General features: G+C 68.4%; 11 protein-coding genes and 1 pseudogene. 7 read left to right on the top strand and 5 right to left on the bottom strand.

All coding sequences use genetic code 11. The features are described from left to right. Nucleotides 1-208 precede the first annotated feature (208 nt). The 4 genes from FV220_RS06280 to FV220_RS06265 all read left to right on the top strand — a co-directional run bounded on the left by FV220_RS06280 (nucleotide 209) and on the right by FV220_RS06265 (nucleotide 5,328). Nucleotides 209-1,399, top strand: a complete 1,191-nt coding sequence (locus FV220_RS06280) for a transglycosylase SLT domain-containing protein (RefSeq protein WP_147830226.1) — start codon at nucleotides 209-211, stop codon at nucleotides 1,397-1,399. 160 nt (nucleotides 1,400-1,559) lie between these two features. Beyond that, nucleotides 1,560-4,034: a PBP1A family penicillin-binding protein gene (locus tag FV220_RS06275; RefSeq protein ID WP_056140664.1), complete on the top strand. Its 2,475-nt coding sequence runs from the start codon at nucleotides 1,560-1,562 to the stop codon at nucleotides 4,032-4,034. A 77-nt stretch (nucleotides 4,035-4,111) separates the two neighbouring features. Continuing rightward, the gene (locus FV220_RS06270; protein ID WP_147830225.1) at nucleotides 4,112-4,546 is read left to right on the top strand and encodes a MarR family transcriptional regulator; all 435 of its coding nucleotides are present in this window, start codon (nucleotides 4,112-4,114) and stop codon (nucleotides 4,544-4,546) included. Further along, the gene (locus FV220_RS06265) at nucleotides 4,468-5,328 is read left to right on the top strand and encodes an NADPH-dependent F420 reductase (RefSeq protein ID WP_281406074.1); all 861 of its coding nucleotides are present in this window, start codon (nucleotides 4,468-4,470) and stop codon (nucleotides 5,326-5,328) included. Before FV220_RS06270 ends, FV220_RS06265 begins: the two co-directional genes overlap by 79 nt. 103 nt (nucleotides 5,329-5,431) lie before the next feature. Here the strand turns inward: FV220_RS06265 and FV220_RS06260 are convergent, their stop codons facing one another. Continuing rightward, a complete protein-coding gene (locus tag FV220_RS06260; RefSeq protein WP_026176131.1) occupies nucleotides 5,432-6,901 on the bottom strand; it encodes an AMP nucleosidase in 1,470 nt (489 codons plus the stop codon). A 239-nt stretch (nucleotides 6,902-7,140) separates the two neighbouring features. Here FV220_RS06260 and tsaA point away from each other — a divergent pair. Both tsaA and FV220_RS06250 read left to right on the top strand, forming a co-directional pair. Next, a pseudogene (tsaA, locus tag FV220_RS06255) lies at nucleotides 7,141-7,632 on the top strand (tRNA (N6-threonylcarbamoyladenosine(37)-N6)-methyltransferase TrmO); the annotation flags it as partial. Nucleotides 7,633-7,730: 98 nt separating this feature from the next. Beyond that, nucleotides 7,731-8,426, top strand: coding sequence for a GDSL-type esterase/lipase family protein (locus FV220_RS06250; RefSeq protein WP_056140655.1), 696 nt, complete (start codon nucleotides 7,731-7,733; stop codon nucleotides 8,424-8,426). On the opposite strand, the gene FV220_RS06245 is transcribed toward FV220_RS06250, so the two are convergent. From FV220_RS06245 to FV220_RS06235, 3 genes are all read right to left on the bottom strand, one after another. After that, entirely contained in the window at nucleotides 8,427-11,525 is a 3,099-nt protein-coding gene (locus FV220_RS06245) for an efflux RND transporter permease subunit (RefSeq protein ID WP_147830223.1), read from the bottom strand. It abuts the gene before it with no gap. Nucleotides 11,526-11,587: 62 nt separating this feature from the next. Further along, nucleotides 11,588-12,673: an efflux RND transporter periplasmic adaptor subunit gene (locus tag FV220_RS06240; protein ID WP_018044968.1), complete on the bottom strand. Its 1,086-nt coding sequence runs from the start codon at nucleotides 12,671-12,673 to the stop codon at nucleotides 11,588-11,590. Continuing rightward, on the bottom strand, nucleotides 12,670-13,788 hold the full coding sequence (locus FV220_RS06235; RefSeq protein ID WP_246689390.1) for an efflux RND transporter periplasmic adaptor subunit: 1,119 nt from the start codon (nucleotides 13,786-13,788) through the stop codon (nucleotides 12,670-12,672). The genes FV220_RS06240 and FV220_RS06235 overlap by 4 nt, the downstream gene beginning before the upstream one ends. Nucleotides 13,789-13,889: 101 nt before the next feature. Here FV220_RS06235 and FV220_RS06230 point away from each other — a divergent pair, with 101 nt between their 5' ends. After that, the gene (locus FV220_RS06230) at nucleotides 13,890-14,483 is read left to right on the top strand and encodes a TetR/AcrR family transcriptional regulator (RefSeq protein ID WP_147830222.1); all 594 of its coding nucleotides are present in this window, start codon (nucleotides 13,890-13,892) and stop codon (nucleotides 14,481-14,483) included. A 6-nt stretch (nucleotides 14,484-14,489) separates the two neighbouring features. Here FV220_RS06230 and FV220_RS06225 read toward each other — a convergent pair. Next, nucleotides 14,490-15,072: histone deacetylase (locus FV220_RS06225; RefSeq protein ID WP_147830221.1), on the bottom strand; the 583-nt coding region annotated here is incomplete at its 5' end.

Here is a 15,072-nt window from a genome sequence, read left to right as displayed (position 1 = left end):
GGCCAGAATGCCTTTTTGACGCGGCCTCTCTGAACCGCGTCCGAACGATTACTTAAAATATCGTTAAATCATAGCCTTAACCGTTCCTTAAGCGTGCCACGCTTGAATCACGGAGCTGTCCCAATGTGGTCACAGCTCCCAGCGAGATGTCCGCTCGCTGAACTGATCGAAGCCGCGTCCTAGAACGCCGCGGCACGAACAAGGAACAATGATGGGGCTTTTCCCGGAGCCGGCGCATCGCGCCGACGACGCGTGCCGTCTCGTGCCTGACGAGACCCTCGATCGTGACGAGACGGTTGCTTGGCTGAAGCCCGGCTCCCTTCGCGACAGGAAGAAGGCAAGCACCACGGTATCGGCCAAACTCACCCTCGCGAAGATCGCGATCGGCCTGCTGCTCGGCTCGGGACTGCCGCAGAGCGCCTTGGCGCCGGCAGCGACCGCCCACGACCGCATCGACATCCGCGCCTACGTCGCCAGCGATTTCGCGGCGTCCACGATCGACAAACCCACGGATTGGGATGGGGTTCCCCTCCTCGACCAGGAACCTGCGACGGCCAGCCTGATCGAAAACGACCTCGCTTCTCTTCCCCAGAGCCGCGAGAGCGACGGACGGGACGTGCTTCGGTTCGGCGACATGAATGTGCCGCGCGACATCGTCGAGACGATCCTGAAGGCGTCGTCCGAAACCGGGGTCGATCCGGTCTACATGATGGCGCTGGCCGACAAGGAATCGAGCTTCTCGACCACCGTGAAGGCATCGACCTCTTCGGCCGAGGGGCTGTTCCAGTTCCTGTCCGCCACCTGGCTCGAACTGCTGCGAACCTATGGCGCCCGCTACGGCTATGAGACCGAGGCGAATGCAATCACCGGCCGCGGCAGTGCCATCACGATCCAGGACGAAGCCACCCGCACCCGCGTGCTGCGCCTTCGGCAGGACCCCTATGTGGCAGCCCTCATGGCGGGAGAACTGATCAAGCGCGACCGCGCCCGCATCGAGCAGCGTATCGGCCGCGAACTGAAGACGTCCGAACTCTATCTCGCCCATTTCCTCGGGACATCGAGCGCCGGCAAGTTCCTGACGCTGAGCGACGACAACCCGGACCTCGTGGCCAAGCAGGCTTTTCGCGCCGCCGCGCGCGCCAACCGCAGCCTCTTCACCGCGAAGGACGGCAAGCACCGCCGCAGCCTCACCGTCGCAGAAGTCCGCGAGCGCCTCGGCGACATGATCGACCGCCGGCTCGACCAGTATGAAGGCGTCACCGCCCTGGTCGGTACCCAGGACGTCAACCCGGGGACGAACAGCGATCCGAGCCAGGCTTCGGCCCTCCTCGATGCCAGCCTGCGCGTTTCGGCCCCGACCCAGCGGATGCAGGTGACCGAGGCTTTGCCGAGAGAGTAGAGCTTCGGAGGAGATTCGGCGCTCGGGCTGCACGGGACCAAAGGGCGTGACGATGCCGCTTCCGGCATGGCGTCCACGGTTCTTTCCGGTCTAGAACCGCCAAATCAGCGCCGACGGTAAGCCGACGGGACCTGCACTCCTGGATGACGACCGGCGGCCGATGACAGATCAAGAACCGGAACGGCCGAAGGCCCCTGACGTGCCGGATGCCCGAACCGCCGCCCGCGAAGCCGGGCAGGCGGCACGTGTCCTGTTCAGGCATCTCGGCTTTCTCCTCGCCACGGCCTTACGCGGCCTCGCGCGGGGCTCGCTTTCGACGGGGCGCGCTGCGAGGCGGATGCTCGCCACCCTCGGTTCGAGGCTCACCGCACGCACCACCTCCGCGCGAGCGAGCGACACGGGCACTCCGCCTGCGGCAGGGATCGCTCCGGCGGCGCAGACGCCACAATCGGGCTGGCGCGGCCGTCTGCGGCAACGGCCCTACCTCGCTGCCGGTCTTGCGGCCCTCGCCCTGCCGCTGGTCTTCGTCGCTTGCCTCGTCCTCTACAGTTTCGCGACCCTGCCCCCGCTCGGCGGGGTGGTGCCGGAAGGCGGCCAGCGCGCCCTCACGGTGGAGGCGGATGACGGGAGGGTCTTCGCCACGCGCGGCGCCTTCCAGGGCCAGAAGCTCACGGCGGCGGACATGCCCGCTCATCTCGCCCAGGCGGTGGTCTCCATCGAGGACCGGCGGTTCTACTCGCATTGGGGGGTCGACCCGCGCGGGCTGGTGCGGGCGCTCTGGCGCAACACCGTGAGCGGCGGCGTGCGCGAGGGCGCGTCCACCATCACGCAGCAATATGTCCGGCTCACCTCCCTCACCCAGGAGAAGACGCTGCGCCGGAAGATCCAGGAAGCGTTCCTGGCCCTGCGCGTGGAGAGCACGATGTCGAAGGAGGACATCCTCCTCGGCTATCTCAACACCGCCTATTTCGGGGCCGGCGCCTATGGCATCGACGCCGCGTCCCGGCGCTATTTCGGCAAGGGCGCGAAGGCGCTGACGCTGCCCGAGGCGGCGATGCTGGCGGGCCTCGTCCGGGCGCCGTCGCAATTGGCGCCGACGCGCAATTTCGGCGGCGCCAAGGAGCGCGCCGACATCGTGCTGCAGACCATGGTCGAGACCGGCGCGATCACCGCCGCCGAGGCCGACAAGGCACGCGCCGAGACGATCACCCTGCGCACCCCGCCCGAGACGCCGCCGGGCACCAACTACTTCCTCGACATGGTGTCGGCGGACGCCAAGCGCCTGTCGGACACATCCGGCGACGTCACCCTGCGCACCACCCTGAACCTCGATCTGCAGAGCCTGGCGGAGGGCGTCATCGCCCGGCGGCTCGATGCGGAAGGGGCCAAGAAGAAGGCGAGCCAGGGCGCCATGGTCGTCCTGAACAAGGAGGGCGCGATCCTCGCCATGGTAGGCGGGCGCGATTACGAGGACAGCCAGTTCAACCGGGCGACCCAGGCCAAGCGCCAGGCCGGCTCACTGTTCAAGCTGTTCGTCTACCTCACCGCCTATGAGAAGGGCCTCTCGCCGGAGACGGTGCTGGTGGACCGGCCGATCCAGATCGGCGATTGGGAGCCGCAGAATGCGAGCGGCCGTTTCCGGGGAGCGGTCCCCCTCCGCACCGCCTTCGCGCAATCGATCAACACCATCGCCGCGCAGCTCGCCGATGAGATCGGCATGGCCTCCGTGATCGAGACCGCACGCAAGCTCGGCGTCACCTCCGATCTTCCCAACGTCCCGAGCCTTGCACTCGGCTCGGCCGAAGTCTCCCTGCTAGAGATGACACGGGCCTATGCTGGCGTGCTGGCCAGCGCCCAGCCCCTCGACACCTATGGCGTCCATGCCATTCGCGGAGCCGGCCCCGACCCGCTCTACCTGCGCCCCGACGCCAAGCCGGCGACGCCGCTGCCGGGCGAGAGCCGCGCGATGATGCTGGATTCACTCCAGGCGGTGGTGGATAGCGGAACCGGGCGGGCCGCGCGGATCACCAACCTCGCGGTGGGCGGCAAGACCGGGACGACGCAGGATTACCGCGATGCCTGGTTCGTCGGCGTGACGCCGGACCTCGTCGTCGGCGTCTGGGTCGGCAACGACGACAATTCCTCCATGAACAAGGTCGGCGGCGGCGACCTGCCGGCGGCGATCTTCAAGGACTTCACCCAACGCGCCACCGTGCAGATGGCGTCACGGCGCAAGCGCCCCTCGGCCGCCCGCGCCGAGCCGGCCCCCGCCGCCAAGGAGACCAGTGCGGCCGGGGCGTTGCGCGGCGTGCCGGAGGTGATCGATACCGGAACTCTCTCGTTCCGTGGCCGGACGGTGCGCCTGCTGGGCGTCGATGGCGAGCGCGGCGCCCTGGCGCGCCAACTCGCGCGCTATCTGCGCCGGCGCGAAGTCGTCTGTGCCCCGGCGGCCGGCGAGGCGACCGACGAGGCGCAGCCCGCGGGCCTGCGCTGCCAGATCGACGGCGACGACCTCGCCTCCCTCATCCTCACGGCCGGCGGTGCCCGCGCGTCTGAGGATGCCCCGTCGGACCTCCTGGCAGCGGAGGAGCAGGCCCGGTCCGAGCGGGCCGGTTTGTGGCAGCGGGAGCGGTAGGATCGTTCGCCCGTCGTTGACAGGCGACCATCCCTCACCCATTTGTGTAGTACGCTATATGATAGTGAGCTGCACGAATGACCCGTGATCGACAGAGGATCGCGACGGAGTTTTCCTTCGCGCTCAACGCCGCCGCCAACCGCATGGTGCGGCTGCACAAGCCTTTCCTCGAGCCGCTTGGCCTGACGTTCTCGCAATACCTCGTCGCCCTCGAATTGATGAATGGCTCGCCGCTGACGGTGGGCGAGTTATGTGCCCGCCTCGACATGGAGACGGGCACCCTGACGCCGCTGCTCAAGCGGCTGGAGGCCGCCGGCGTGGTGACACGGACACGCGACGCCTCCGACGAACGCCGGGTGTTGATCGATCTGACCCCGCATGGCCGAGCCCTGGAAGGAGCGCTTCGCGGCATCCCCGACAGGATCCGGACGGCGTGTCAGCTGACCCCGGAGGCCATCGAAGAGCTGCGCCGCACTCTCGACGGCCTCGCGCGCCCGGTGGCCGCCCCGTGAGGGGGGCGGCCACCCCAAATTCAAAGGACACAGGCATGAAAATCGGCGTCATCGGCACCGGCAATATCGGCGGCACGCTCGCCCGCAAGCTCAGCGCGGCGGGACACCAGGTCCGCGTGGCGAATTCGAAGGGCCCCGACGGCGTGCGCGCCTTCGCCGAGGAGATCGGCGCGACTCCCGCCGATGCCCACGGGGCCGTCGCGGGCGCGGACCTCGTGATCCTGTCGATCCCGTTTCCCGCCGTCGCCCAGCTGCCGAAAGACCTGTTCGACGGCCTGCCCGAGGCGACCCCGATCGTCGACACGGGCAATTACTATCCCGGCCTGCGCGACCCGCAGATCGCCGAACTCGACGCGGGTAAGACGGAGAGCGTCTGGGTGTCGGAACAGATCGGCCGCCCCATCGTCAAGGCGTTCAACAACATCCTCGCCCACTCCCTCGCCGAGCTCGGGCGTCCGGCGGGTGCGCCCGACCGGATCGCCGTCGCCGTGGCCGGCGATGCCGAAGCGGCGAAGCGGACCGTGATGGACATCGTGGACCAGGTCGGCTTCGACCCGGTGGATGGGGGTTCGCTGGCGGAGTCCTGGCGCCAGCAGCCCGCCACCCCGGGTTATTGCTGCGACTACGACGCGGAGACGATGCGCGAGGCCCTGCTCGCCGCAGTGAAAGGAGAGGCTCCCAAGACCCTGAACCGGGTCTATGGCCTCTTGGGAAAACTCGGTCCCAATCCCAGCCATGCCGAGATGATCGCCATGAACCGTTCGGTGCATGCGGCCGACTGAGAGCGGACGAACCGTAACCCGGGACCATTCGCGGCGCCGCGCCGATCCGATGGCACCGGGGCGGCGTCCCACATCGTCCCTCGGTCGCCGGCCTTCGGACGGCCTACCGGAACGGCGGTTCGTCGAAGCTCCTCAGCTTGCGCGAATGCAGGCCGTTGCGGTCGGCGCGGAGGATATCGAGGGCGGAGAGGCCGATGAGCAGGTGCTCGGCCACCGCCCGTTCGTAGAAGGCGTTGGCCGCCCCCGGCAGCTTGATCTCGCCGTGGAGCGGCTTGTCGGACACACAGAGGAGCGTGCCGTAGGGAACCCGCAGGCGGTAGCCCTGCGCCGCGATGGTGCCGCTCTCCATGTCGACGCCGATGGCGCGGGACAGGTTGATCCGCCGCCGCTCCTGGCTGAAGCGGAGCTCCCAGTTGCGGTCGTCGTAGGTCACCACCGTGCCCGTGCGCAGGCGCCGCTTCAGGTCGTCGCTGGTCTCGCCGGTGACGCTGGCGGCCGCGGCCTGGAGCGCGAGCTGGACTTCGGCCAGGGCCGGCACCGGCACGTCCGGCGGAACCAGCTCGTCGAGGATACGATCCCGGCGCAGATAGCCATGGGCGAGGACGTAATCGCCGATGGTCTGCGACTGCCGCAACCCGCCGCAATGGCCGACCATGAGCCAGCAATGCGGACGCAGGACCGCCAGATGGTCGGTGATCGTCTTGGCATTGGAGGGGCCGACGCCGATGTTGACCAGCGTCGTGCCCTGCATCGACCCGTCGGGGCCGCGCGCCACGAGGTGATAGGCCGGCATCTGGAACTTGTGCCAGGGCGACGCGGCGATGAGGGCCGCCGGATCGATGCCCGCCGCCTCCTCCCGCGAGACGGTGATACCGCCGGGCAGGATCATGCGCTCGTAGCCGTCCCTGCCGCTGGCGAGCTGCTCCAAGCCGTGCCGGATGAAGCCATCGACGTAGCGATGGTAGTTCGTGAGCAGGATCCACGGCTGGACGTCGCGCCAGTCGCAGCCGGTGTAATGGACGAGGCGGCGCAGGGAGTAATCGACCCGGATCGCGTCGAACAGCGCCAGGGGCTTCGGCTCTTCGACCGGCGCCACCCAGAGGCCGTCGGCGATCTCGTCACCCACCACCGAGAGCAGCGGGACGGGGAAGTAGGTGGCCAGATCGCGCGGCGTGATCCCGCTGCCCGAGAGGTTGGCGCCGGGCTCCAGCACGTAGGGATAGGGAATCTCCTGCGCGCTCAGGCCGACTTCGAGGGTCGCACCGTAATCCCGGATCAGGGGCGTCAGCTGCTCCAGCAGGTACGGCCGGAAATGCGCCGGCTGCGTCACCGTGGTGGCGTAGGTGCCGGGAGACTGGAACTTCGCCGTTGCGCGGGAAAAGCGCGGAATCGGCCCGGACGGGTGATAGGTGATCCGCAATTCGGGATAGCGGAACTGAAGCCGCTCGGCATGGTCGGGCGCGGCGCCCCCGTCGAGATAGCGGGTCAGGGCGGTCTGGAGCGACTGGATCGCACCCGCGTAGAGAGCGGCGAGGCGGTCGACGGCGGTCTCGGCATCGCCCACGGATTCCATCGGGCGCCATTCGCTGGTGGTCACGCTCTCTCCTTGGGAAGGCTTCGGCCCGAAGGCCGGCGGTGCCGCCGACGGCCATATGCAAGAATCTATACCGCACCGGCGCCCGATGGAACGATGCGGCCCGCATGGCGGCTCGCTGTCGACCGGCTTGCGCACGGGGGCGAGTTGTCCGACATGCTCGCTTCGAACGGCTCGGGGCTCTTCCGGGCACCGCCTCTCCAAATCCGATGCGTCTGATGAGCGACCCGATCGACCGGCGGCCCGGCGAAGAGACCGTCACGCTGCCCGCCTCCCACGATGCAGGGCTCTACTTCATCGGCCGTGTCCGGACCCCGTGGGCGACCCGCGCGGAATGCCCCAAGAACGGGCTTCAGACCGACGCCATCTGCACGCTGGAGGTCGATGCCACCTTCGCCCCCGGCTTGCAGAACGTGGAGGGGGCGAGCCACCTCATCGTGCTCTACTGGATGGACCGGGCCGCCCGGGACATCGTGCGCCAGAGGCCGCGCCATGCGGAGGGCAGCCGGGGCACGTTCTCCCTGCGCTCGCCGGCGCGCCCGAACCCCATCGCGCTCTCGGTGGTGGAACTCCTCGGCATCGACGGAGCGACCCTGAGCGTCCGGGGGCTCGACTGCCTCGACGGCACGCCGCTCCTCGACATCAAGCCCTATTACGCCACGACGGATTCGCGGCCGGGCGCCACCGTCGACAGGGCCGGCACGGCGAAGACCTCGGAGGTATCGACGACATTGGAGGTATCGACGACATTGGAGGTATCGACGACATCGGAGGTATCCAAGACATCGGACTCGCCGGGAGCAACCCGATGAAGGCCCTGCGTCTGGGCATTGCCGGGCTGGCCGTCCTCGGTGTGGGCTTCGCCGTCGGATGGGTCGAGAAGCCCTCGCGTCTCAACGCCCGGCTCTACGCCACGGACCGGCTGCCTTCGATCCAGGCCCATCTCGACGATGCACCGAACGGCTACATCCTCCTCGCCGGCGATTCGCAGGCCGAGTTGCAGAGCCCGGCCCAGCGGGTCTGCGGTACGGAGATCGTCAATGGCGGCATCAGCGGCGCATCGGCTTCGGTCTATGCCGATCTCGTGGCCAAGCTGTCGGTGAAGACCCGCGCCCGCGCGGTGGTGGTCTTCATCGGAACCAACGACCTGCAGCGGAAGAAGGAGCCGTTGTCCGACAGGACCGCCCGGGGCTTCGACGACGCGGTGGAGCGGATCGTGACGCGGCTGCAGGCCGGCAGCGACCGTGTCGTGGTCGCCGCCGTTCCGCCCATCTCCCGTTCGGTGGAAAAGCGCCTCGAACCGGCGGCGGTCGTCGCGTACTCCGCGCGGATCGAGGCCCTGTGCCGGCGTCTCTCCTGCCGGTACGTGGACCCCTACGCGGATCTGCGCGACGGCGACACCGGGTTCGCCCTGCCCGGCGCCTTGCGCGACGCTCTGCACATCACCGATTATCGCCGCGTCATGCGGGCCCTGGAGCCCGCACTCTGCGCCGCAGCGCCCTGATCAGGCCTCGGCGTGATGGCCCGCCGCCGGGGCCGTCGATGCGCCGCCCGCGGGGCGATCCCCCTTCGGAGCCTTGATGCGGTACCAGCCGACATAGAGCGCGGGCAGGAAGAACAGGGTCAGGAAGGTGGCGGCGATGATGCCGCCGATCATGGCGTAGGCCATCGGCCCCCAGAAGACCTCCCGCGCGATGGGGATCAGGGCGAGGCTCGCCGCGCCGGCGGTGAGCAGGATCGGCCGCATCCGGTGGCAGGTCGCCTCCACCACCGCGTCCCATGGGGCGTAGCCCTCGCGGTCGTACTCGTCGATCTGCATCACCAGGATCACCGAGTTGCGGATGATGATCCCGATGAGCGCCAGCACGCCGAGGATGGCGACGAAGCCCAGCGGCTTGCCGAAGGGCAGCAGGATCGCCACCACGCCGATGAGGCCGAGGGGCGCCACGCTCGCCACCAGGAACAGCTTCTGGAAGCTCTGGAGCTGGATCATCAGGAACATCGCCATGGCGAGCAGCATCACCGGCGCCACCGCCGCGATGGGTCCGCTGCCCTTGGCGCTCTCCTCCACCGCACCGCCGACCGCGAGGGTGTAGCCGTCCGGCAAGGTCTTCTCGAACGCCTTGATGGCCGGATCGAGGGCGTTGACGATGGTGGGCGCCTGGGTGTCGTCGACGATCGCCGCCCGCACCGTGATGGTGGGCAGGCGGTCGCGGCGCCAGACGATGGGCTGTTCGAGTTCGTAGCTCACGGTGGCGAAGGCCAGCAGGGGCACAACGCTCCCGTTCGACAGCGGCACCTGCAGGCTTTGCAGCGTCTCGACGGAGTTGCGTTCCGCCGCCTGGGCGCGGCCGACCACGTCCACGAGGTAGATCGAGTCGCGCACCTGCGTGATCGAGCGACCGCCGACGATGCCGTTGAGGAGCCCGGCGATATCCTCCGAGGTGACGCCCAGCTGGCGCGCCTTGTCCTGGATGATGTCGACCTTCAGCACCTTGCCGGGCTCGTTCCAATCGAGGTTCGGCAGGCCGACATTCGGGCTCGAGGCGACGATGTTGCTGAGCTGGAGCGCGAGGCCGCGCACCTTCTGGAGATCGGGCCCGCTCAGCCGGTACTGGATCGGTCGGCCCACGGGGGGACCGAGGTCGAGGGAGTGGACGAAGACGTCGGTGCCGACGAATTCCTTGGCCGCCAGCGCCTCGAATTTCTGGATCATCTTATCGCGGGCCTCGAGCGAGGAGGTTACCACGATGATCTGGCCGAAGAACGCGTTGCCGAGCTGCTGGTCCAGCGGAAGATAGAAGCGCACCGCGCCCTGCCCGACATAGGAGCTCCAGCGCAGGATCTCGGGATCGCCCTTCAGCGTCGCCTCGAACCGGTCCATCTGGGCCTTGGTCTCGGCGATGCTGGCATTCTGCGGCAAGGTCATGTCCACGAGGATCTCGGGACGGTCGGAGGCCGGGAAGAACTGCTGCTGCACGAACTGGATGCCGTAGAGCGACAGGCCGAGCAGGCCGACGCAGAAGGCCACGGTGGTCCAGCGGAACCGCATGGCCGGCAGCAGCAACGCGCGGAAGGTGCGAAGCAGGAAGCTCGGCTTGTCGTGGTGCTTCTTGATCGTCTTCGGCAGTAGCTTCACACCGATGAGCGGCGCGAACAGCACCGCCACGACCCACGAAATCAGGAGAGAGGCCGCGATAACCACGAACAGGCTGTAGGTGTATTCGCCGGCCGCCGAGCCGTTGAAGCCGATGGGCAGGAAGCCCGCCACGGTGACCAACGTGCCCGTGAGCATCGGGAAGGCGGTGGAGGTATAGGCGAAGGTCGCCGCCTTCTTCAGGGTGTCGCCCACCTCCAGCCGTGCGACCATCATCTCGACGGTGATCATGGCGTCGTCGACGAGGAGGCCGAGCGAGATGATGAGGGCGCCGAGCGAGATGCGCTGCAGCGTGACGCCCATCACCTGCATCACCACGAAGACCACGGCGAGGACGAGAGGGATCGAGAACGAGACCACGAGCCCCGCCCGCCAGCCGAGGCTGATGAAGCTGACGCCCAGCACGATGACCACGGCCTCAATGAGGGCCTTGGTGAAGCCGCCCACCGCCTCCTCGACGATCTTGGGCTGATCCGAGACGAGGTGGATGCCGACGCCGTAGGGCAGCTCGCCTTCGAGCTTCTTCATCCGCGCCTTGAGGTCGTGGCCGAAGGTCAGCAGGTTGCCCGAGGGCTGCATGGCGATGGCGAGGCCGATCGCCGGCTGGCCGTCGAACCGGAACAGGGCCGTGGGCGGATCGGTGAAGCCGCGCGAGATCTCGGCCACATCGGAGAGGCGGAAGAAGCGGTCGTTCACCCGCAGGTTGATGGTCCTGAGACTGTCCTCGGAAATGAACTGGCCGCCGACCCGCACGGAGACGCGCTCGGGGCCGGCCTGGATCACGCCGGAGGGGGCGATGGCGTTCTGAGCCTGCAGCGTCGCGATGACGGCGGCCTGGTCGACGCCGAGGCCGGCGAGCTTGCGGGTGGAGAAGTCGAGGTAGATGACTTCGTCCTGCGCGCCGAGGAGCTGCATCTTGCCGGCATTGTTGACCTTCTTCAGGTCGGCCCGCACCCGCTCCACGTAGTCGCGCAACTGGCGCATCGAGACACCGTCGGCGGTGAACGCGTAGACGTTGCCGAAGACGTCACCGAACTCGTCGTTGAAGAACGGCCCCTGGATCCCCTGCGGGAAGGTGCTGCCGATATCGCCGATGCGTTTGCGCACCTGATAGAAGATGCTCGGAATCGTCTTCGGCGGCGTCGTCTCGCGCAACTGGACGAAGACCGTGGTCTGGCCGGGCGTGGTGTAGCTGCGGCTGAAATCGACGGCGTCGATCTGCTGCAATTCCTTCTCGATCCGCTCGGTGACCTGATCCAGCGTGTCGCTGATCGTGGCGCCGGGCCAGCGCGCCTGCACGATCATGGTCTTGATGGCGAAGGGCGGGTCTTCCTCGCGGCCGAGCTTCTCGTAGGCGAGGAAGCCCGCCAGCATCGAGATCAGCATCAGGAACCAGACGAAGGAGCGATGCTCGAGCGCCCATTCGGACAGGTTGAAGTTCTTCACGGGCGGCTCTCGCGTGAGGATGTTCGGGTCGGCGCGGCTCTAAACCCAGCGCGGGGCGGCAGCTATTGCGGCTTGTCGGACAGGCGGACGCGCTGGCCTTCGCCGAGACTGCGTGCGCCCGCGAGGACGACACGGTCCCCCGGTTTCAGTCCCTCGGTGACGGACACGCGCTGGTCGTTTCGTTCCGCCAGGGTGACGTCGCGGCGGGACACGGAATCCCCGGCCTCGTTCACGATCCAGACCGCGCTTCGACCATCGGCTTCGAACACCGCCGTCGCCGGCAGCTGGAACCGCGCTTTCATGTGGCGCGAGAGCCCGACCGTGATGGTGGAGCCGAGACGGAACGCCTCCGGCGGGTTGAGTAGGGTCATCCGAATGCGCCGGGTGCGGGTCTTCTGGTCGGCGAAGGGCGAGATCTCGCGGACTTTGCCCGTCGCCGTCACGTCGGGGGCGCTCTGGAGCGCCACGGTGAAGACCGCGTCCTTCGGCATGGCGCCGACCAGATCCTCGGGGATGTCGACCACGGCCTCGCGCTCCTCGGGCCGGGCCAGGGTCGCCACCGCCTGCCCCGCCGAGAGCACCTGCCCCACTTCCGCGCTGCGGACGGTGACGACACCGTCGAAATCCGCATGCAGCTCGGTATAGCCCATCTGGTCGCGGGCCTTCTGCAGGTTGGCCTGGGCCTGGGCGAGACGGGCCTGGGCGGTGTCGCGGCTCGCCACGGCGCTGTCGAGCCGTGCCTGGCTGACATTGCCGTTGGCGATCAACCGCCGCTGGCGCAACTCCGTGGCGCTGGCATTCTCCGCCTGCGCCGTGGCATCGGCGAGCTCCGCCTCGGCGCGGGTGAGAGCGAAGCGGGTGACGATGGGGTCGAGGGCGGCGATGCGCTGGCCCTTCTTGACGACGTCCCCCATCGTCACGTCGCGGGCGATCATACGGCCCGCGATCTGGAACCCGATCTCCGATTGATATCGGGGGGCCACGAACCCGGCGAAGGGCCCGAACACGATGGTGTCGACGGGCTTGGCCTCCGTATAGAGCACGGGCCGCACCGGCGGCGGTCCGGCCTCCTCCTCCGCGCCATGGCAGGCGCCGAGGCCGGACAGGGCCACCCCGATCAGGGCGAGGCGGATGCCGGAGCGGATCATCGGGCGATCTCCTCGGCGACGGCGACGGACTGGCCCGGCCGGAGGAACTGGATGCCGGCGACGACCACCTCCTCGCCCGGCTCGACACCGCCGGACAGGGCGATGGTGTTGGGCGAATACCGGTCGATGGTCACGTTGCGCGGGGCGACCTTGCCGCTGGCCGGATCACGCACCCACACGGCGGGGCCGTTCTCCCAGCGGTAGAGCGAGGACCAGGGCAGGACGATGGCCGTCTGCGGCCTGAACTTGCCGGTGCCGATGACGATGGCCCCGAGGGACATGGCGGCGGGCGTGTCCTTCAGGCCGACCTTGACCCGCACGGTGCCGGAGGCGGCGTCCACGCTCGGCGAGATCTCCCGCACCGTGCCGACGGTCCGCACCTTCGGGTCCGCCTGGAGGGTGATCTCCACCTGCTTGCTCTCGGGCGGGGTCGCCAGCACCGCCTCGAACACGTTGAACACCGCGTCGCGCGGCCCGTCCTCGGCCATGGTGAGAACGGTCTGTCCGGCCTGGACCACCTGGCCCACCTCGAAGCTGCGGCTGAGCACGATGCCGTCCACGCCCGCCTTCAGGTCGGTATAGGAGAACTGCTCCTGGGCGGTGCCCAGGGCCGCCTTGGCGGATTCCACCGAAGCCTGGGTCGTGCGGAGCTGCTGCTCGGCGTCGTCATAGCTCGGCCGCGTGGTGTATCCGCTGGAGAGCAGCATCTCCTGGCGCTTGAAATTGACCTTGGCCTGGGTCAGCAGCGCCTCGGCGGAGGTGAGCGCAGCCTGCGCGTTGTTGAGGTTGGCGCGTTGCTCCTGCGGATCGAGCTTGGCCAGAACCTGGTCGGCGGTGACGTGATCGCCCACTTCCACCAGACGCACGGCGATCTTGCCGTTGTTGCGGAAGGCCACGTTCACCTGCGACTGGGCCTGGATGTCGCCGGTGAAGACGAGATCGGCCGCGATGGTGCTGCGCTCGGCCTTCGCCGTGCGGACGGTGGCGAGGCTCTTTTTCGAGGGAGTCGGGCCGGGTTGGCCGGCATCGTCCTTCGCCTGCGCCGGGAAGCAGGCCAGGGCGGCGAAGCCGAGGCAGGCCACCGTCCGGGCGCCTTGGTACCGTCGAATGGACATGGTCGGACCAGACACTGTGACCCCATCCCGCAAAAGCTCTATCGAAACGCCTGTCTATCGGTTATCTTACCGACCGTCCAGACGGTTTTTAGGGTGTGAACATGGCGAAGCCGCGCACACGGCGGGAGGATCGGCCGAGCGTCATCCTCGATGCGGCCGAGAGCCTGATCCGTCGCGCGGGCACGCGCACGCTGACCATCGACGCGGTGGCGGCGGAGGCGGGGCTGAGCAAGGGCGGGGTCCTCCACCATTTCTCCTCGAAGGAAGCGCTCATCACGGCCATGGCCGAGCGCAAGCTGAAGGAGGTCAAGGAGGGCATTGCCAAGCTCGAAGCGGAGCAGGTGCCGGGCCCCTCGGCCCTCCCCCTCGCGCTGATCGCCCATGCGAGGCAGGTCTATGCGGAGGAAGAGGGGTTCCCGCGGGCCTTCCTCCTGGCCTCGGCGGAGAATCCCGAGGCGTTCGCCGGATTCAACGTGTTCCTCCGCGAACGGCTCGCCGGCCTCGAGAAGATCGAGACCTGTCCGGGAATCGGTGCGGCTTTGGTTTTCTCGACGCTGGGGCTGCTGATCACCCGGACGCTGGGCTTCCATTCCATGGAGGGCGCGCAGTTGGAGCGGCTCTTCGACGGTCTCGAAAAGGTGGCACGCTGCGTGACCGAGGGCGAGATCCCGCCGGAAGCGTGCGGGACGCCCTGAGCGGCTTCACGCGAGGGCGGCCAGGGCCTGGAACACGATGGCATGGCGGGCGGCCAGGGCATCGATATCGGTGGCGTAGCCGCCGCCGATCACCGCCACGAGGGGAATGCGGCGCCGGCGCGCTTCTCCCACGACGAAGCGATCCCGTGCGGCGAGGCCCGCATCGGTGAGGGCCAGGCGCCCAAGCCTGTCGTCCACGTGCGGATCGACCCCGGCATTGTAGAATACGATGTCCGGCGAGAGCCCGTCGAGGAGGCCCGGCAGATGCGCGCCGAGGACGGCGGCGTAGGCCGCGTCGTCGACGCCGTCGACGAGGCCCACATCGAGGTCGCCGGGGATCTTGCGTGTCGGATAGTTCTTCTCGGCGTGGATCGAGAAGGTGAACAGGTCCGGCGAGCCGGCGAGACAATCGGCGGTGCCGTCGCCCTGGTGCACGTCGCAATCGACCACCAGCGCCCGGCGGATCGTGCCCTCGTCCTGGAGCGCCAGGGCGGCGACCGCGACGTCGTTGAACACGCAGAAGCCCGCGCCGGTCTCCCGCCGCGCATGGTGGCTGCCGCCGGCGGCGCTGCCGGCGAGGCCATGGACC

The organism is Methylobacterium sp. WL19, assembly GCF_008040005.1.
Classification (GTDB): Bacteria; Pseudomonadota; Alphaproteobacteria; order Rhizobiales; family Beijerinckiaceae; genus Methylobacterium; species Methylobacterium bullatum.
Note: the sequence above shows the minus strand (reverse complement) of the source record. Positions and strands in the feature narration are given on the sequence as shown.

Bases quoted from the DNA above. Each gene is read 5' to 3' on its own strand.
- FV220_RS06280 (WP_147830226.1), top strand. From the start codon at position 209: ATGATGGGGCTTTTCCCGGAGCCGGCGCATCGCGCCGACGACGCGTGC.
- FV220_RS06250 (WP_056140655.1), top strand. From the start codon at position 7,731: ATGAAGGCCCTGCGTCTGGGCATTGCCGGGCTGGCCGTCCTCGGTGTG.
- FV220_RS06230 (WP_147830222.1), top strand. From the start codon at position 13,890: ATGGCGAAGCCGCGCACACGGCGGGAGGATCGGCCGAGCGTCATCCTC.
- FV220_RS06275 (WP_056140664.1), top strand. From the start codon at position 1,560: ATGACAGATCAAGAACCGGAACGGCCGAAGGCCCCTGACGTGCCGGAT.
- FV220_RS06260 (WP_026176131.1), bottom strand. From the start codon at position 6,901: ATGGAATCCGTGGGCGATGCCGAGACCGCCGTCGACCGCCTCGCCGCT.
- FV220_RS06240 (WP_018044968.1), bottom strand. From the start codon at position 12,673: ATGATCCGCTCCGGCATCCGCCTCGCCCTGATCGGGGTGGCCCTGTCC.
- FV220_RS06270 (WP_147830225.1), top strand. From the start codon at position 4,112: ATGACCCGTGATCGACAGAGGATCGCGACGGAGTTTTCCTTCGCGCTC.
- FV220_RS06235 (WP_246689390.1), bottom strand. From the start codon at position 13,788: ATGTCCATTCGACGGTACCAAGGCGCCCGGACGGTGGCCTGCCTCGGC.